General features: G+C 65.9%; 15 protein-coding genes and 1 pseudogene. 8 read left to right on the top strand and 8 right to left on the bottom strand.

Translation table 11 applies throughout. The annotated features are described in order from the left end of the window. Positions 1-42: 42 nt before the first annotated feature. Together U8330_RS05210 and U8330_RS05205 are read left to right on the top strand one after the other, a co-directional pair. A complete protein-coding gene (locus tag U8330_RS05210; protein ID WP_323104069.1) occupies positions 43-378 on the top strand; it encodes a metalloregulator ArsR/SmtB family transcription factor in 336 nt (111 codons plus the stop codon). Between the two features lie 134 nt (positions 379-512). Further along, the gene (locus U8330_RS05205) at positions 513-1,598 is read left to right on the top strand and encodes a Gfo/Idh/MocA family oxidoreductase (protein ID WP_323104068.1); all 1,086 of its coding nucleotides are present in this window, start codon (positions 513-515) and stop codon (positions 1,596-1,598) included. Between the two features lie 22 nt (positions 1,599-1,620). On the opposite strand, the gene U8330_RS05200 is transcribed toward U8330_RS05205, so the two are convergent. Both U8330_RS05200 and U8330_RS05195 read right to left on the bottom strand, forming a co-directional pair. Continuing rightward, the gene (locus tag U8330_RS05200; RefSeq protein WP_323104067.1) at positions 1,621-2,793 is read right to left on the bottom strand and encodes a Gfo/Idh/MocA family oxidoreductase; all 1,173 of its coding nucleotides are present in this window, start codon (positions 2,791-2,793) and stop codon (positions 1,621-1,623) included. Next, a complete protein-coding gene (locus tag U8330_RS05195) occupies positions 2,790-5,102 on the bottom strand; it encodes a glycoside hydrolase family 9 protein (RefSeq protein ID WP_323104066.1) in 2,313 nt (770 codons plus the stop codon). The genes U8330_RS05200 and U8330_RS05195 overlap by 4 nt, the downstream gene beginning before the upstream one ends. 277 nt (positions 5,103-5,379) lie before the next feature. Between U8330_RS05195 and U8330_RS05190 the strand changes: the two genes are divergently transcribed. Genes U8330_RS05190 through U8330_RS05180 form a run of 3 tightly spaced genes read left to right on the top strand, consistent with a single transcriptional unit; the run spans position 5,380 to position 8,447 of the window. Next, complete coding sequence (locus U8330_RS05190) at positions 5,380-6,708, top strand: aspartate aminotransferase family protein (RefSeq protein WP_323104065.1); 1,329 nt, start codon at positions 5,380-5,382, stop codon at positions 6,706-6,708. A gap of 60 nt (positions 6,709-6,768) precedes the next feature. Then, positions 6,769-7,722, top strand: coding sequence for an acetylxylan esterase (locus U8330_RS05185; RefSeq protein WP_323104064.1), 954 nt, complete (start codon positions 6,769-6,771; stop codon positions 7,720-7,722). Further along, positions 7,719-8,447 carry an esterase family protein gene (locus U8330_RS05180; protein ID WP_323104063.1) on the top strand — a complete coding sequence of 243 codons (729 nt, stop codon included), beginning with the start codon at positions 7,719-7,721 and terminating at the stop codon, positions 8,445-8,447. The genes U8330_RS05185 and U8330_RS05180 overlap by 4 nt, the downstream gene beginning before the upstream one ends. A gap of 6 nt (positions 8,448-8,453) precedes the next feature. Here U8330_RS05180 and U8330_RS05175 read toward each other — a convergent pair whose 3' ends face one another. After that, positions 8,454-9,620, bottom strand: a complete 1,167-nt coding sequence (locus tag U8330_RS05175) for an HPP family protein (RefSeq protein ID WP_323104062.1) — start codon at positions 9,618-9,620, stop codon at positions 8,454-8,456. Between the two features lie 136 nt (positions 9,621-9,756). Between U8330_RS05175 and ade the strand changes: the two genes are divergently transcribed. Further along, a complete protein-coding gene (ade, locus tag U8330_RS05170; protein WP_323104061.1) occupies positions 9,757-11,454 on the top strand; it encodes an adenine deaminase in 1,698 nt (565 codons plus the stop codon). A gap of 55 nt (positions 11,455-11,509) precedes the next feature. Then, entirely contained in the window at positions 11,510-11,710 is a 201-nt protein-coding gene (locus tag U8330_RS05165; RefSeq protein WP_323104060.1) for a hypothetical protein, read from the top strand. Positions 11,711-11,963: 253 nt separating this feature from the next. Here the strand turns inward: U8330_RS05165 and U8330_RS05160 are convergent, their stop codons facing one another. The 5 genes and pseudogenes from U8330_RS05160 to U8330_RS05140 all read right to left on the bottom strand — a co-directional run bounded on the left by U8330_RS05160 (position 11,964) and on the right by U8330_RS05140 (position 17,021). Continuing rightward, positions 11,964-12,224, bottom strand: coding sequence for a pilus assembly protein HicB (locus U8330_RS05160; RefSeq protein ID WP_323104059.1), 261 nt, complete (start codon positions 12,222-12,224; stop codon positions 11,964-11,966). A gap of 47 nt (positions 12,225-12,271) precedes the next feature. Continuing rightward, on the bottom strand, positions 12,272-13,924 hold the full coding sequence (locus U8330_RS05155) for an alpha-glucosidase (protein WP_323104058.1): 1,653 nt from the start codon (positions 13,922-13,924) through the stop codon (positions 12,272-12,274). A gap of 86 nt (positions 13,925-14,010) precedes the next feature. Further along, entirely contained in the window at positions 14,011-15,432 is a 1,422-nt protein-coding gene (gene der, locus U8330_RS05150; protein ID WP_323104057.1) for a ribosome biogenesis GTPase Der, read from the bottom strand. A gap of 189 nt (positions 15,433-15,621) precedes the next feature. After that, positions 15,622-16,281, bottom strand: a pseudogene (locus tag U8330_RS05145) (tetratricopeptide repeat protein); the annotation flags it as partial. Positions 16,282-16,433: 152 nt separating this feature from the next. Then, on the bottom strand, positions 16,434-17,021 hold the full coding sequence (locus tag U8330_RS05140; RefSeq protein ID WP_323104056.1) for an NnrU family protein: 588 nt from the start codon (positions 17,019-17,021) through the stop codon (positions 16,434-16,436). 136 nt (positions 17,022-17,157) lie between these two features. Between U8330_RS05140 and U8330_RS05135 the strand changes: the two genes are divergently transcribed. After that, a complete protein-coding gene (locus tag U8330_RS05135; protein ID WP_323104055.1) occupies positions 17,158-18,345 on the top strand; it encodes a polysaccharide deacetylase in 1,188 nt (395 codons plus the stop codon). Positions 18,346-18,374: the final 29 nt, after the last annotated feature.

Below are 18,374 nucleotides of genomic sequence, written 5' to 3'. Positions count from 1 at the left end.
CCCATCGTCCGTCCGGACGATCGAATGCATGGAGTATTAGGAATGGAAGCGATCCCTCACCAAGAACATGAGCGTGCCGAAGTTGCCGCTGAATTTCTCTCGGCCATGGCCAATCCGAAACGCCTCCTGATCCTGAACGAACTGGTCAAGGGCGAAGTTGCGGTTGGCGCTCTGGCCAATCAGGTCGGCCTCAGCCAGTCTGCCCTTTCGCAGCACCTGTCCAAGCTGCGCGCGCAGAACCTCGTCACCACCCGCCGCGATGCCCAGACGATCTACTATTCCAGCTCGTCGGAATCGGTCCTGAAGGTTCTCAAGACCCTGTCGGACATCTACAGCGAGGATGGCACCGCGGCTCCGGCCCGTCGTCGGACTGCCTGACGCTTGACCCGCCGATTGCCGGACCGTCAGGCCATCGGCAGAAATGACGTGCATGAGCCGCAGGACAAAGGATGGTCCGTCCTGGGAGGGGTTTCCTCCTTTGTCCCCTCTGCGGCCCAATGAGGGTGAGAACCATGTCCATGGTGTCCGCATCCATGGACAGCGCTCTGCTCCATCAAACAGACCGTCCCGTTCGTTGGGCGGTGGTCGGCACCGGGTCGATTGCCGCCAGTTTCGCGCGGGACATCGCCCTTGCCCCTTCCGCATCGCTGGTCTCGGTCTGCTCGCGCAGTCCCGAGGCCGCGGACGCCTTTTCCCGCCGGTTCGGCCCGCTCAGCCTCTCGACGGACCTCACCGCGCTGGCGCAGGACGCAAGGATCGATGCGGTCTATGTCGCCTCGCCCAACAGCGCGCACGCCGCGCAGGTGGCCACGCTGCTGGCAGCGGGCAAGCCGGTGCTTTGCGAAAAGACGCTCACCACCTCGCTCTCTGACACGCACGCGCTCATCAGTCAGGCCCGCGCTCTCAGCTCATTTCTCATGGAAGCGCTGTGGCTGCTCTATCTGCCGGCCATCCAGCGCCTGCGCGCGGTGCTCGCCTCCGGGACCATCGGAACCATTCGCGCCGTGCGCGGTGAGCTGGCCTTTCACAAGCCGTTCAATGCCGAGGACCGGTTCTTCTCCGCCGCGCTCGGCGGCGGGGCCCTGCTCGACCTCGGCATCTATCCGATCGCGCTGACGCTTTCGCTGTTCGGAAAGCCTGGACGGGTCGAGGGGAGCTGGCGGGCCGCGCCGAGCGGAGTGGATTCCTCGGCCGCCATGCGGCTGGACTATTCCGGATTTTCAGCCGCGCTGTCCTGCAGTTTCGACAGGACTGGACGGAACGCCTTCGTCATCGAGGGCGAGCGGGGCACGCTCATCCTGGACGGACCCTTCATCGCCGCACGCCGCCTCATAAAGGCTGAGGGTGGCGTCGGTCGGTTGCTCAGCGAGCCGTCCTCCGGCCGGCTCGCGGCCGGACTGAGGCGCGCCGTCCGTCTCCTGCCAAACGTCCACACCGAAGACCTGCCCTTTGCCGGCAGCGGCCTGCAGTTCGAGATCGAGGCTGCGAGCCGCGCCATCCGCGCCGGACAGGCCGAAGAGGAGACCGCGCCGCACTGGCTCACCCGCAGCGCGGCGGCCATCATCGAAACGATCCGCACGCAGACACCGCACCCTTGAGCCGCGCGCAAGGCGATCCTCGTCAGGGTTGACTGGGTGTCACGTCCCGCAGGCCGGCGTTCAGCGCCAGCACGATCTCCGTCAGGTGCAGGGCCGTCCGGCCGGAAAACAGCGGCGTCGGCCCACCGCGCACGGCCTCGGCCAGAGCCGCCACGCCGCGCGAAAAATCGATCTGAGAGGGATAGGCCGGCAAGGCGCCGGACGTCCTTGTCAGGGATCTTGGATAGGGCGCCACGCGTCCCGGCATCAGCCGCAGCGGCAGCTTGCGGCCGAGCCGGTCTTCGAGCCTTGCGAGCAGGCGATAGGCGAGGCTGCGACCCTTTGCGCCGCCCTCGACCTGCACGGCGGAGCGGTGATCCCACAGATCGCGAACGATCAGGGTGCCCGTCTCTCCGAGGATGGTGAGCGAGCGATCCCGCGGGGCGGCAAGGCCGCAGCTCAGCCGCGCCACGACGCCGGAGGCATGGGTCAGGCAGCCGACGGAAAAATCCGGACCGAGCCGCAGGCCTTCCGTACCGGGACCCTTCTGCGGGAAGGTGAGAGCCGAGACGGCGGCGACATGGGCGATCGGACCGAACAGGCCATAAAGCCAGGCGGTGGCATAGCCCGCATGCTCCAGCGTGCAGCCGAGTTCGAATTCATGCACCCCGGGCCACCTTGCGCCGGAGCGGCTGCGCCAGGTCTGCCAGTTCGCGCGGAAGACCGGGCCATCCTCCATCTCCGCATAGACCAAACGCGGCCTGCCGATGGCGCCGGCGTCGAGCAGCGCCTTGGTATGGTGGAAGGCGTCGCTCAGGGCATTGGCGGGTGCGCCGGCCAGCAGGAGACCGCGCGCGCTGGCGCGCTCCACGACCGCGTGCGCTTCCTCCACCGTCAGGGCGAGCGGCTTCTCGCAATAGACATGTTTGCCGGCGTCGAGCGCCCGGCAGTTGATGTCGAAATGGCTTTCCGGCGTGGTGAGATTGACGACGATCGCCACCTTCGGGTCGGTCAAGGCCGCCTCAAGCGTGTCATAGGCGGAGATGGACCAGAACCGCGCGAACTGATCGAGCCGCTGCTGGTCCCGATCATAGGCACCAACGAGGCGGAGCCCGGGGTGACGGGCCAGGGTCGTCATGTAGTAATCGGCGACGAAGCCCGTGCCGATGAGGGCGATGCCGGTGCTGCCCGGCGGAACCGGTGCAGCGTCGCTCATGGCGTATCGGCCAGGAAGGAAGCGACCGCGACCAGCGGCGCATTCCAGTTGATGGCCATTTCGTTGCTGGCCCAGGCCTTGATGTCGTCGACATAGCAGCGCTGCGGGGCGCAGCCCTGCAGCTGCTTGCGGGCGACCTCGTCCAGCAAGGCCGAGTTGGGGCCGCCGGCCAGCGTGCCGGGCGGCGGGTTCGGCAGCGACGGGTCTGCCTGGTGGGCGTACCAGCGGCTGTGCTGATTGGCCGCCGAGCGCCGGCCGTAGCCGGTGATATAGGAGAAGCCGAGCGCATTGCGGCCGAGCAGGTAGTCCATGCTTTCCCGCACGCCCTTCAGAAGGGCTTTGTCCTGCGAGAGATCATAGGCCGCGGCCATGACCAGCATGTTCTGCAGCAGCATCTGGTTGGAGCCCCAGTTATACTGATCGTCCTCCGGATGGTAGGCATGGCCGAAAGGCTCGTCCTGCTGCAGGGCCAGATAGTCGGCCCCGGCCTGACGGATCGCAGCCTGGACGAAGGCCCGGTCTTCCGGCGGCAGCGCGGTGCCGTAGAGCGCAAGGTCGAGGCGCCCGAGACCAGCCACAGATCGCCAGTCGAAGGCGGCGGGCAGAACGAAGCTCGAGCCTTCCCAATGGGGCGATGCCTTCGCGTCAGCCAGGAGGTCCGGCTCGCCGGTGGTGATGAAGAGTTCGGCTGCCGCCCAGTAGGCCTCGTCGGAGGCGTCGTCATCCTGGTAGTCGCCACCACCCTGCTGTCCGTCCGAGGTCGGCGGATAGAGATCGGGATTGGCCTTGGCCGCCTGGTAGGCCGTGCGGGCGGCCGAAAGCAGTGTCGCCGCATAGGTCTTGTCGGAGGCGGCGAACAGTCGTGCGCCCTGCGCGGCCGCGGCCGCGAAAGCGAAGGTCGCGGTCGTCGACGGCCGGTGCAGCGCGCGCATCTCCGGATCGTCGGCCGGCAGGGTCGGAACCTCCGTCCAGCGCGTGTCATGCACCTTGTGATGCACCATGCCGGCGAGCGGCTTGCCGGCCGGCACCTGCAGGCTGAGCAGGAAGTCGAGCTCCCAGCGCGCCTCGTCGAGAAGATCGGGCTGGCCGTTGCCGGCCTCCGGCAGGCGCGCCAGTCCGTCTTTCGTCAGCGCCTTGGCACCGGTCGTCACCGCCCGCTCGTAGGCGCCGAGCAATTGCGCGACCGAGATCGCCCCGCTGACGGCATATTTTCCCTGGTCGCCCGCATCATACCATCCGCCGGACACGTCGAGCGTATAGTCGCAGCTCCATCCGCCATAGAGCGTTGCCGCCGCCAGACCCGTCAGGCAGCCGACCTTCGTGTCGCCCTTGTTCGGCGCGACGCCGACATGGCCTGCGGCTCTGGCATAGTCCTCGCCGGCGATCTCGCCCTTGATCGCGATGCCGCTGCGCTGGGGATAGAACCAGGAGAGCGCATCGACACGCAGCTTCGCATAGAGACCGCCCCGGATGGAAAAGGGCTCGCTGCGGACGCCGCCGACCTCGAGATGGAAATTGCTGCCCTGCGCCGGCACGTCGGTGAAATCGATCACCTGCGTCATGGCGCCCGCTGTCGGGTCCATGCCGCGCGGCTCGGTCACGCCGCTCGCCACCCGGAGGCCGGATCCGTCGACCAGCTTGAAGCGCAAGGGGGCATCCGTGGTCGCAAGCAGCGTCGCCCGTTTCGGTCCATCCGGCAGATAGCCGCCCTGGTTGACCGCGATCAGCTGCACCTTGCCTTCGCCCGATTGCGGGGCGACGGGCGGCGCGCCCGCAGCCGCACCCGCCAGGCCGGGCTTCAGCGAGGCCTCGTGCAGGCAGATCTGATAGGCACTCTGCGCGCCGCCGAGCTGCAGCACAAGCTGCGCCGGGTCACTCTCGCGGGCGGTGAAATCGAGATGGGCCGGATGGTTGCCGGGCGAAAGGGTCATGCGGGCCTGTTCGGTCCAGGGCTCCGCCCCTCGCTGGACGAGGACCGGCACCGGCTGGACGCCGCCTTCGGCCCGCAAGGTCAGGCGATAGGTTTCGCCGGGGGACAGATGCAGGTCATTGACGCCGGCCAGCCGCTCCCAAGGCTGCCCACCGGCCGGAACGTCCATGCACAGCCGGCCCGGACTGCGCGACAGCGTGACCCCGCCGGCAGCCCAGAACTGGTCCTTGCCGCTGCGAAAATGGCTGTCCAGGATCAGCTCGTCGGCGAGCGCCGGCAGAGCGATCAGCGCCACCAGGCCGAGAAAGGCGAGCGGACCAGACGAACGACGCAGCGGTGCAAGGAAGGCGGCGCGCGCCGGCGAAGGGACTTTGATCATGATGGGGTCTATCCTGGCCCGCTTCATGCGGCGTTCGGCGCGCAGCATCCTGCGAAAAGGTGAAGGTTTCTTGAACCCCCGGCCGGTCTCGCCTTTCGCGCCGCTCCAGTGCCAGATTCCGCCACGCTCCCCGCCCATCCGCCAGCCACCGGCAGGCTTGACGTGGCATTAGCGCCTGATAATTTGACCATCGGGTCAAAGATTGGCCCTGCGCCGCCTGTCATCGGCCGTTTTGCAACGAAACAAGGGCCGCTCACGCAGGCCTGGGGAGCCTCGCATGTCCAACCGTCTCAACGCCACGCCGAATGATCTGCGCGCCTTCTGGATGCCGTTTACGGCCAACAGACAGTACAAGAAGGAACCGCGCCTTTTCGTTTCGGCCAAGGACATGCATTACCAGACGCATGACGGCCGCACCGTGCTGGACGGCACCGCCGGGCTTTGGTGCGTCAATGCCGGCCACTGCCGCCCGCTGATCACCGAGGCGATCCGCGAGCAGGCCGGCATTCTCGATTACGCACCGGCCTTCCAGCTCGGCCACCCCAAGGCCTTCGAGCTGGCCAACCGGCTGATCGACATCGCCCCGCCCGGCTTCGACCATGTTCTCTACACCAATTCCGGCTCCGAATCGGTCGACACGGCACTCAAGGTGGCGCTCGCCTATCACCGCGTGAAGGGCGACGGCTCGCGCACGCGCCTCATCGGCCGCGAGCGCGGCTATCATGGCGTCAATTTCGGCGGCATTTCCGTGGGCGGCATCGTGACCAACCGCAAGATGTTCGGCACGCTGCTCACCGGCGTCGACCACATGCCCCACACCCACCAGCCAGACAAGAATGCCTTCACCAAGGGCCAGCCGGAGCATGGCGGCGACATTGCCAGCGAACTCGAGCGCATCGTCACGCTGCATGACGCCTCGACCATCGCCGCCGTCATCGTCGAGCCGGTGGCGGGGTCCACGGGTGTGCTCATTCCGCCGAAGGGCTATCTGCAGAAGCTGCGCGAGATCTGCACCAAGCACGGCATCCTGTTGATCTTCGACGAAGTCATCACCGGCTATGGCCGTCTCGGCACCCCCTTCGCCGCGCAGTATTTCGACGTCATGCCGGACATGATCGTCACCGCCAAGGGCCTGACCAACGGCGTCATTCCCATGGGCGCCGTCTTCGTGACCGCCGAGATCCACGATGCCTTCATGCAGGGTCCGGAGCACATGATCGAGTTCTTCCACGGCTATACCTATTCGGGGAATCCGATCTCTTCGGCCGCGGCGCTTGCCACGCTCGACACCTATCGCGACGAGGGCCTGCTGACCCGCGCGGCGACTCTTGCCCCCTATTGGGAGAAGGCGCTGCATTCGCTCTCGGATTGCCCGCATGTCATCGACATCCGCAACATCGGCCTGATCGGCGCGATCGAATTGGCGCCGATTGCCGGAGAGCCGACCAAGCGGGCCTTCTCGGCCTTCCTGAAGGCCTATGAGAGCGGCTTCCTGATCCGCACGACCGGTGACATCATCGCGCTTTCGCCGCCGCTGATCATCACCGAAGCGCAGATCGACGAGTTGGTCGAAGGCATCCGCGCGGTGCTGACCGCCAACGCCTGATCGGCAGTGGGCGCCGCACCCTCTGCGGCGCCCTCTCCGAACGGCCGAGGGGGTTCCCCGTTGAGCCTGCCAGACACCCACCCCTTCTCCTTCGATCCGACCTATGGCTACAGCGAGGCCGCGCTTCTGGCCCTGCAGCCTCCGCCGGAGCCGCCCGGTTTCGACGCTTTCTGGCAGGCGCGCTCCGCCCGTGCCCGCGCGATCGACCCGAGGCCGACGCTTGCGGGAGGCCGCGTTGCCGGCCGGTGGACCGTTCAGGACATCCGCTTCGCCACCACGGACGGCATCACGCTCGGCGGCTGGCTGCTGACCCCGCGGGAGGGGCGCCTGCGGCGCGGGCTTGTGGTGGGGCATGGCTATGGCGGGCGCGAGGCGCCCGATCTCGACATTCCCGTCCATGATACGGCGATCCTCTTTCCCTGCTTCCGCGGCCTTTCGCGCAGCGCCGCACCGCCGATCCCTTCGGAGGCCTCCGGCCATGTCCTGCACGGGATAGAGGCGCGGGACCGCTATGTGATCGCCGGCTGCGTCGAGGATCTCTGGGTCTCGGTGAGCGCGCTTCTTGCGCTCTTCCCGCAGATCGGGACAGGGATCGGCTATAGCGGCATCAGCTTCGGCGGCGGTATCGGTGCGCTGGCGCTCGGCTACGAGCCGCGCATCGACCGCGGCTTTCTCGAAGTCCCGACCTTCGGCAATCGTCCGCTCTGGCTCAGCCTCCCGACGATCGGCAGCGGGGATGCCGTGCAGACCTACGCCCACCGCGACCCAAAGGTCGGCGAGAGGCTGCGGATCTTCGACGCAGCCATTGCGGCGCGGCGCATCGACAAGCCCATGCTCGTGGCGCCCGCCCGCTTCGATCCGGCAGTGGCGCCGCCCTGCCAGTTCTCGATTGCCAATGCGCTTCCCAATCATGAAAACTTCATCCTCGACGCCGGCCATTTCGAGTATCCTCATGAGGCGGAGCAGAAGGCTGCTCTCAGCAGGCGGATCGAGCGGTTTTTCGGGGCATCATGAATCGTGAGTATCATCGCTGGTACAGCCCGCGGCTCCATCGCGACATGGAGCTGCTGATCTTCGGCGATCGCGGCGCCAAGGTGCTGATGCTGCCGACCCGGGACGGGCGTTTCTGGGAATATGAAGAGCGCGGCATCGTGGCGAGCCTCAGGGACAAGGTGGAGGCCGGATATCTGCAGCTCTACTGCCTGGAGGGCATCGCGCAGGAAAGCCTCTATGATCGCGGAAAGCATCCGGCCGATCGCATCCGCCGCCATGCGGCCTATGAAGACTATATCCTCAACGAGGTCCTGCCGCTGATGGCGGCGCGCAATCCGTTCGGGGCAACGATCGTCCAGGGCTGCAGCCTCGGCGCCTTCCAGGCGGCGAGCCTCTTCTTCCGCCACCCGCATCTCTTCGACAAGCTCGCCGCCTTTTCCGGGCGCTACGATCTGAGCCTGCGGGTCGAGAGTTTCGACGATCTGTTCGAGGGGCATTATGACGAGGAGATCTTTTACCGCACGCCCTCGCATTTCCTGCCCGGGCTCGCCGATGACGGCGTGCTGCAACATATGCGCGGGCGCGAGATCGTGCTGACCATCGGCCGCGAGGATCCGTTCCTCGACAACAACCTGGCCCTGTCTCGGCTGCTCGCCGCCAAAGGCATCGGCCATCAGCTGCATGTCTGGGACGGCCGCGCCCATCGCGCCTCCGCCTGGCGCAAGATGGCGGCACTCTATGTGTGAGGCGCGTCAGGCCGCCTTATCGGCGAGCATGGCGACCAGCACGTCCGATTGCGAGACGATGCCGACCAGCTTGCCGCCCGGCCCGATTGCCGGCAGGTAATGCAGCCCTTCTTCCGCAAAGAGGACGATCGCCTCGCTGATCGGCATGTCCGGCGCCACCGTGCGGACCGGGCTGGTCATAATATCCTTGACCGTTCCGTTAGGAGCGCTGGCGCCGGTCATCGCCAGGCGCAGGCGCTGGCGCGCACCGATGCCGGGCCGCCCGCCGCGCCAGTCCGCCCGGTCGAGCAGGTCCGTCTGGGTGACGATGCCGAGGATGCGCGCCTGATCGTCCGTCACGGGCAGCGCCTTGATATGGTGGCGTGCCATCAGCGCATGCGCCTCCCCGAGCGGCGCATCCGGCGCTACGGCCACGACGTCGCGCGACATGATCTGCCCGCAGCGCGTCGTGCCCGAGCGTCGCCGGAGCGACCGCAGCTCCGTACGGCGCAGGATCTGTTCGAGATCCTCGCGGTTGATATCGATCACGGCATCCAGGTCCTTCAGCACGCTGTCGAGATCCTCGCTGGCAAAGCCGATGCGATCGAGCTGTGGCGGATCCTCGGTCTGGTGCGGATGGCGCGGTGCCGCCAGGCTGTGCGGATAGCTGCGGCCGGCCAGGCGGTTGTAGGTGAGCGCCGCGATCAGCAGCAGCAGCGAATTGCCCATGACCGGCCAAAGCACGAAACCATAGCCCAGGTCGTGAATCGCCGGTCCGCCGAGCACGGCAGTCAGCGCCACGGCGCCGCTTGGCGGATGCAGGCAGCGCAATGCCAGCATGGCACCGATCGCCAGCCCGATCGCAAGGGCTGCGGCGAGCAGCACATCGTCGACCAGAAGCGCGACGCTCACACCGATCACTGCGGCGACGAGATTGCCGACCAGCATGTTCCAGGGCTGGGCGAGCGGGCTGGAGGGCACGGCGAAAAGCAGCACCGCCGATGCCCCCATGGGCGGGATGAGCAGCGGCAGGGGTGGCCCGGCCAGGAGGAAGGCCAGAACCGCCGCAAAGCCGATGCCGAGCAGGGCGCCGAGCCCCGAGCGCAGCATCTCCCGCCGGCTGACCGAGGCCGATGCCGGCCCGAAGCCATGGAGAAGGCGCGCGAGGTCGCCTCCGCCGAAAGGTCTGATCATCGCACGCATCTCCCTCTGCTTCGGCAGCGGCTTAGCCTGCGCCAGCACGCATCGTCCAGTTCTTCCTCGGAGCGCTTTCGCACAGGCGAGGATCTGGTCTAGGATCGGGTTCCGACCCGAGACCACGGAGAGCCCGATGTCTGCTTCCCTCCCCGACCTGATCGACCAGGGCACCGGTCGCGTGCCGGCCGATCTCGTGCTGAAGAACGGCCGCTTCTTCGATCTCGTCACCGGGGATCTGGTCTCCTCCGACATCGCCATTTGCGGCGACCGCATCGTCGGCACCTGCGGGCGCTATGCGGGGCGGGAGGAAATCGACATTTCGGGCCTTACCGTCGTTCCAGGCTTCATCGACACGCATCTGCATATCGAATCCTCGCTGGTCACGCCGCATGAATTCGATCGCTGCGTGCTGCCCTATGGCGTGACGACGGCAATCTGCGATCCGCATGAAATCGCCAATGTGCTCGGAGCGGAGGGCATCCGCTTCTTCCTCGACTCCGCCGAGCAGACGATCATGGATGTGCGTGTCCAGCTTTCCTCCTGCGTGCCGGCCACCCATCTCGAAACCTCGGGTGCCGACCTGCCGATCGAGGCTCTTCTGCCGTTCCGCAATCATCCGAAGGTCATCGGCCTGGCGGAGTTCATGAACTTCCCCGGCGTCCTCCACAAGGATCCCGTCTGCCTCGCCAAGCTGGAGGCCTTCCAGGGCGGCCATATCGACGGGCATGCGCCCCTGCTGCGCGGCCTCGATCTCAACGGCTATCTCTCGGCCGGCATCCGCACCGACCACGAATGCACGAGCGCGGAGGAAGCGCTGGAGAAAATCCGAAAGGGCATGCATATCCTCGTGCGCGAGGGTTCGGTCTCGAAGGACCTGCATGCGCTGCTGCCGATCCTGACCGAACGCCTGTCCCCCTTCCTCGCGCTCTGCACCGACGACCGCAACCCGCTCGACATTGCCGAGGAAGGCCATCTCGACTTCATGATCCGCGAGGCGATCCGACTGGGCGCCGCGCCCCTCGCCGTCTATCGCGCCGCCTCGATTTCCGCGGCCCGGGCCTTTGGTCTGGCTGATCGGGGCCTCGTGGCGCCCGGCTGGCGGGCGGATCTCGTGGTCGTCGACAGCCTGGAGGGCGCCCGCGCCGCCCATGTCTTCGCCGCCGGCCGGCGGGTGACGGAGACCCTGTTCGCCACCCGGACGCCGGTTGCCCCGGTCGGGCTCGACAGCGTCAAGGCCGGCCGGATCGAGCCCTCGGCCTTCGCCGTTCCCTACAGCGACGGCGAAACCTCGGTGATCGGCGTGCTGCCCGGCAAGATCATCACCGAGCATCGCCGCTTCCAGCTGCCGGCGAAGGGCAACGAGGCAGGCGCGGATCTCGGGCGCGACATCATCAAGGTGGCGGTGATCGAGCGACATGGGTTGAACGGCAACCATGCCAATGGCTTCGTGCAGGGCTTCGGGCTGAAGAAAGGCGCGATCGCCTCCACCGTCGGCCATGACAGCCACAACATCTGCGTGGTGGGAGTCGATGCCGACGACATGGCGCTGGCCGCCAATCGGCTGGGGGAGATCAAGGGCGGCTTCGTCGTGGTGGAAGACGGTCGTGTCACCGCCGAGATCGCGCTGCCCGTTGCCGGCCTGATGAGCCTGGAGCCCTATGAGAGCGTGCGCGACACGCTGCAGACGCTGCGCAAGGCCGCCTTCTCGCTCGGCGCCACGCTGCAGGAACCCTTCCTCCAACTGGCCTTCCTCCCCCTCCCCGTCATCCCGCATCTGAAGATCTCGGACAGGGGGCTGGTGGATGTCGATCGGTTCATGCTGATCGGGTGACGCTTTGCAAGCGCCGGCCTTTGGGTTAGATTTATTGAAACCGAAGGAGCCCGGCATGAGCCTTCTGCGCCAGATCGAACAGTCCGTTACGGAGCTTTCCTCAAAGGAGTTCCAAGAGTTCGAGCGCTGGTTCGAGGCTCTGCAGGCTCGCAGATGGGACGAGCAGTTGGAACGTGACGCCAGATCCGGCGCCCTCGACGATGCCGCCGATGCCGCTCTTGCCGAGTTCCGCTCCGGCAAGACACGCAGTCTGTGAGGCATCACGCGACAACTGCCTTCTGGACAGCCTATGCCAGGCTACCCCGACATATCCAATCACTCGCGGACCGCAACTTCGAACTTCTCAAACAAAACCCCAACCATCCCTCCTTGCATCTGAAGCAGGTGGGTCGATTATGGTCGGTGCGTGTCGGGCTCTCCTGGCGCGCCCTTGCCGTTCAGGACGGTGTGGACTTCGTCTGGTTCTGGATCGGCTCGCATGCCGAATATGATAAGCGATTGCGATGACGTCACAAAGTTCCTGGCCAGCCTTTAGGAATTTCATCGCCTTCCTGCGGCGGCACGTTCGGCGCCGATCGGAGAAAATGGTCGAGCCCGCTCGCTGTCGCGCCCCTCGCCTTATTCCGCAGAAAGTCCTCCGCCATTTCCACGGGCTCGACCTTTTCTAGCACTGCCGAATCGATCCAGCTGGTCAACGGAGTACCAACATGATCTGTCGGTCTCTCAGTTGCCGACTCGACCGAATGCTGGTCTTTGCTGCCATTCCTCATGCCGTACTCCTGGCTGTCTTTTGTCATAGCACTCGCACGAAGCCCCTTCACGCCGACACCCGCCCGCAGAACGCATCCAGCGCCTCCAGCCGGATCTCGCCCTTCTCCAGCGTCGCCGTATCGAAGCCCGGGAGCGGGATCGCCTCGGTGACCGTCAGCCCCTTCGGCACCGGGACGCTCTGCGGGCCGCGGCGGAGGTTGAAGAGGAAGAGCAGGCGTTCGCCGGCCTTTTCGCGTGTGAAGATCAAAACATCCTGGTTGGTGTCGAGGAAGGTCAGGCCGCCATCATAGAGACTGTCATGGACCTTTCGGAAGGCGAGCGTCGCGCGGTAGTGGGCGAGCACTGAAGCCTCGTCGCCCTCCTGCGCGTCGACAGCCAGCGCCTTGTGTTCTGCCGGCACGGGAAGCCAGGGTTTGCCGGTCGTGAATCCGGCATTGGCGGCAGAGGCCGTCCAAGGCATCGGCGTGCGGCACCCGTCGCGGCCCTTGAAGGCCGGCCAGAAGCGGATGCCATAGGGGTCACGCAATTCGTGAAGCTCCAGCTCCGCCTCGGGCAGCGCCAGCTCTTCGCCCTGGTAGAGGCAGATCGAGCCGCGGAGAGTCGCGAGCACGGTGATGGCGAGTTTCGCGACCCGCTCGCGCTCGCTCTCCTGCTCGATGAAGCGGCTGACATGGCGCTTGACGTCATGGTTCGAGAAGGCCCAGCAGACCCAGCCGTCGCGCACATTGTCCTCGAAGGCCGAGACGCATTGGCGGATATGGCTTGCGGTAAAATCCGGGCCCAGCAGGTCGAAGGTGTAGCACATATGCAGCTTGTCGCCGTCGCTGACATAGGCGGCAAGCGTCTTCAGGGAGCGGGCGCCATCGCCGATCTCGCCGACGGAGCTGCGGCCCTCATAGCTGTCGAGCAGCGCGCGGAACCGCTTGAGGAAGCCGATGTTTTCCGGCTGGGTCTTGTCGTAGAGATGCTGCTGCATGCCATAGGGATTGACGTCCGGCGCGTCGAGACCGGGCGCATCGTCGTCATGGCCGAGCGGTGGGTTGTCGCGCAGCTCCTTGTCGTGGAAGTAGTAGTTGACCGTATCGAGCCGGAAGCCGTCGACGCCGCGGTCGAGCCAGAAGCGCACGGCGTCCAGCACCGCATCCTGAACGGCCGGGGTGTGAAAGTTGAGGTCCGGCTGCGAGCCCAGAAAGTTGTGCAGGTAATATTGCTTGCGCACCCCGTCCCATTCCCAGGCCGGCCCGCCGAAGATCGACAGCCAGTTGTTGGGCGCCGTGCCGTCCGGCTTGGCATCGGCCCAGACATACCAGTCGGCCTTCTCGTTGCTGCGGCTTGACCGGCTCTCCTCGAACCAGGGATGCTTGTCGGAGGTGTGGGAGATCACCTGGTCGATGATAACCTTGATGCCGAGCGCATGCGCCCGCTCCATCATGGCGTCGAAATCGGCGAGCGTGCCGAACATCGGGTCGACATCGCAGTAATTGGAGACGTCATAGCCCATGTCGGCCATGGGCGAGGTGAAGAAGGGCGAGAGCCAGATGGCATCGACGCCGAGGCTGGCAATATAGGGCAGCCGTTCGGTGACCCCCTTGATATCGCCCAGCCCATCGCCCGTCATGTCCTGAAAGGAGCGCGGATAGACCTGATAGATCACCGCGCCGCGCCACCAGTCCTTGCCGCTTCTCGCCTCAGCCGCCATTGGGCACTCCTTCGCTCTCGGGGGATCGAGGGAGAGATGTAAAGCGCAGCTTGGCCGGAGTAAACCGCGCCAGGCCGGCTTTCGGCTCAGCGCTTCTTCTTGCGGTCCTCGAAGGGATTTTCGGAAGCGCGCAAGTGCAGACGGATCGGCACGCCCGGCATGTCGAAGTCCGTGCGCAGGCCGTTGGTGAGATAGCGGATATAGCTTTCCGGCACGGCATCCGGCCGGGTGCAGGAGATCATGAAGCCTGGCGGCCGGGCTTTCACCTGCGTCATATATTTCAGCTTCAGCCGGCGGCCGGAGACGGCCGGTGGCGGATGCTGGATCTGCTGGCTTTCCAGCCAGCGATTGAGCCGCGCGGTCGAGATACGCCGGTTCCAGACCTTGTCGGTGTCGATGATCGACTGCATCAGCTTGTCGAGCCCGTAGCCGGTCTGGCCGGAGATCGGCACGGCGCGGATGCCGCGAGCCTGCGGCAGGAGCCGCTCGGTCTTTTCGCGCAGATCGGCAAGCAGGGCCTGCGGATCGTCGATCAGGTCCCATTTGTTGAAGGCGAGCACGGCGGCGCGGCCCTCGCGGATCACCAAGTCGACGAGCTGCAGGTCCTGCTTCTCGAAGGGGATGGTGGCATCGAAGACGATGACGACGGATTCGGCAAAGCGGATCGAGCGCAGGCTGTCGGCGACGGAGAGCTTCTCGAGCTTCTCCTGCACGCGCGCCTTGCGGCGCATACCGGCCGTATCGAACATCTTGATGGTGCGGCCGCGCCATTCCCATTCGACGGAAATGGAATCGCGCGTGATCCCGGCTTCCGGTCCGGTCAACAGCCGGTCCTCGCCGAGGAAGCGGTTGATCAGCGTCGACTTGCCGGCATTCGGGCGGCCGATGATGGTGACGCGCAGCGGCTTGCTGTCGTCATAGACTGGCTCGACCTCGTCCGCCTCTTCGCCCGGCTTGTCGCGTACGTCGATATCGGTTTCCGCCTCGTCCACGTCAGGCGGATAGGCGCGGTCCTCGCCGATTGCGGCGACGATCGCGTCGCGCAGATCGAGCATTCCTTGCCCATGTTCGGCCGAAATCGGGCAGGGATCGCCAAGGCCCAGCGTGAAGGCATCGTAGAAGCCGGCATCCGAGCCGCGTGCTTCCGATTTGTTGGCGACGAGCACCACCGGCTTGCCGCGCCGGCGCAGCATTTCGGCCAGCGTCTCGTCGGCGGGCGTCAACCCCGCCTTGGCATCGACGACGAAGAGCGAAAGGTCGGCCTCGTCGATTGCCGCTTCCGTCTGCGCCCACATGCGGCCCTGCAGGGTCTCGGGACCAGACTGCTCGAGTCCAGCCGTGTCGATGATCGTGAAGCGCAGGTCGATCAGCCGCGCCTCCCCCGGCCGCCGGTCGCGCGTCACACCGGGCGTATCGTCGACAAGCGCCAGCTTGCGGCCGACCAGCCGATTGAACAAGGTGGACTTGCCGACATTGGGACGGCCGACAATGGCGACGGTGAAACTCATGGAACGTCCGATCAGGCGGCTTTGCCGCTAGTGGTCCGATTTTGACATTTGCCACCGCTTGCAGAACCCTGGAGGCAAATGTCAAAATCATAAGGACCACTAGGCAAGGTCATGTTTTCTAGTGGAATTTACGAAATTGACATTTGATTCTCGAGCTCGCTGCAAGTGGGTATCAAATGTCGATTTCATTCCACTAGAGGCGATGACGTCGAGCATCATCTGGGCACGGTTGGCGAGGTTGCGCGGCGCTTCCGCGTCATCGATGATCTGCTGGAACCAGTCGCGGGCCTTGGTCATGTCGCCGGCCTTCATGGCAGCGAGACCCAGCACCTCGCGGGCGGAATGGCGCATGCCGTTGCCGGCGACGGCAAGGCTCTCGACCTCGCCCTGCACCTGGGCATAGCTGCCGGCATCGACGAGCAGATAGGCGCTGCGCAGGCGCGCGGCATCGCGCACGGGCTGCTCGACGCTGGCATCATCGGCGATGGCCTTGAAGGCGGCGGCCGCGGCGGCGGCATCGCCCTTCTGCGCCTGCAGCGTCGCGGCCCGCATGCGGGCGAGCAGCGGATAGGCGCCGTGGCCATCGGCCTCCAGCTTCTGCAGGGCCGCCAGCGCCTCGTCGGGCTTGTTGTCCTTGGCGAGCGTCAGGGCCGCCAGGAAGGCATCGCCCGAAGCCGAGGCCGAGCTCTCTTCCCAATAATCATAAGCGACCTTGCCGATCGTGCCCACGACGATGAGAACGGCAAGCGCGATGAGAATGCCGCCATAGCGGGTCCAGACCGCCCGCACCTGCTCGGAGCGGAGCTCTTCGTTCACCTCGCGAATGAAACTGTCGTTCTGATGCGCCATTACCGTTCCGGCTGACCGGCCTTCCCTTGGAGTTTTCGTCGCTGCCTTGAGCGTTAAGGCGCGCTTCTAGCCTATTTTGTCGCCATTGTAAGGGGGCTGGCCCATTTCGCAGGCCACGCCTGCGTGAACGGGGCATTCCGCAGGCCGGTCTCTCAGCCCATCGCGATCGGCTGGACGCCGATCAGCCACTCATGCAGGCGCCAGATGAAGGCGAGATAGGCGAGGACGCCGATCGCCACCGCGAACAGGTCGTAGCGCGCGGAGCGGAACGTCGGCAGCACACGGTCGCCCGCCCGTTCGCGGCGCTTGAGCGAGATGCGCACCAGCACGCCCCAGGCAAGGAAGGCGCCGAAGAGAACGATGGAATTGGTTTCGCCATTGGCAAGAAGATGGGCGAAGGCCCAGATCTTCACGGCCAGGACCTGCGGATGCTTGGTCTTCGTCGCGATATGGCCGGCAGGCAGTAAGCCTGCCGCCAGGATGACGAAGGAAATGAGCATGAGGAGAAGCGCGATATGGCGCAGGAAGACCGGCGGTGTGTACAGGACGCCGGTCGTCAGCCGCGCCTCGCCATAGCCGTAGATGATGAGACAGAGCCCGACCAGGCTGACCAGACTGTAGAGACCCTTCCAGCCGCCTTCGCCGATGCGGGCCACCATGCGGGCCCGGAAATCCGGCACGAAGGCTTGCGTCAGGTGGATGCCGAGAAAAAGGACGATACCGAGGATGAGAAGCGCCATGAGGATCTCCGAAGGGCGGCAAGGCAAGACTGCGCCGACCCTAGCTGGAGCCCGCAGGAATTTCCACGCAATTCAAAGGATTGCCGCATTGATGCCGCAAGCGGCCCTGCCCCTCCCCCGTCAAGGCCTCGCCCCCATGCCCTTTCGCCTGCCCGCCCGTTATCCGCTTCTCGCCCTCTCCCTCAGCCTCGGCCTGCAGCCGGCCCTGGCGCAGCCGATGGACGACCTGCCCGGCCCGGCCGCCGAGCAGCGCGCGCCGGAAACGCTCGGCGATCAAACCGCCGCACCTCCGTCGGGCGAGGCATCGCCAACGGGAGCAACCTCCTCCCCTCTCTCCTCGGAAACCCTGCGCGGCCCGCAGGGCGCCGATGGCGCGCCGGCCACCACAGGGGACAGCGCCGCGGACAAGACCCGGGCCCAGCTCGTCATCATTTCCTTCGACGGCGCGCACGACAACCGGCTTTGGGAAAAGAGCCTGGAGATGGGCGCGCGCACCGGGGCGCATTTCACCTATTTCCTCTCCTGCACCTTTCTGATGACCAAGGCCGAGGGCGGCCGCGCCTACAAGGCGGCCGGTCACAAGCCGGGCGCTTCCAATGTCGGCTTTGCCCAGTCGCGCGAGGAGATTGCCGCGAGGGTTCGCCATATCTGGCGGGCACACGAGGCCGGCCACGAAATCGGCAGCCATGGCTGCGGCCATTTCGACGGCAAGCTCTGGAGCAAGACGGACTGGACTGCCGAGTTCAAGGCGTTCCACGCGGCTTTCGATGGCGCCTGGGCGACGGCGGGGATCGATGCAGAGAAACCGGAGGGGTGGGCCGCGCTTGGCCGGTCGGTCCAAGGCTTCCGCGCGCCCTATCTTTCCACCAGCGATGGTCTGGTGCCGGCCGAGCGCATGGCGGGCTATGCCTATGATGCAAGCTTGGTCACCAAAGGCCCGGCCTGGCCGACGGCCGAAGACGGCCTGCCGCGCTTCGGCCTGCCGCTGATCGCCGAAGGCCCCTCGGCGCGACGGGTCATCGGCATGGACTACAATCTCTTCGTCCGACACTCAATGGGCGTCGAAAACCGCAAGGATTCGGCGCTCTTCGAGGAGCGGACGCTGAAAGCCTATCGCCAGGCCTTCGAGGCCGAATATGCCGGACGACGCATTCCCCTGCAGCTCGGCTTTCACTTCGTGGAGATGAATGGCGGCGCCTATTGGCACGCGCTCGACCGGTTCTTGAGCGAAACCTGCCGAAAGCCGGACGTGGCCTGCGTCAGCTATCACGAAGCCCTGCCGCTGATCGAAGCCCGCCGCAAGACGGACCCCTCGGCGTTCTAGGGCGCGTGCAGCAGGAGGGCGTCAGCGGT

It is taken from the genome of Rhizobium sp. CC-YZS058, from assembly GCF_034720595.1.
In the GTDB taxonomy this organism is placed as follows: Bacteria; Pseudomonadota; Alphaproteobacteria; order Rhizobiales; family Rhizobiaceae; genus Ferranicluibacter.
Note: the sequence above shows the minus strand (reverse complement) of the source record. Positions and strands in the feature narration are given on the sequence as shown.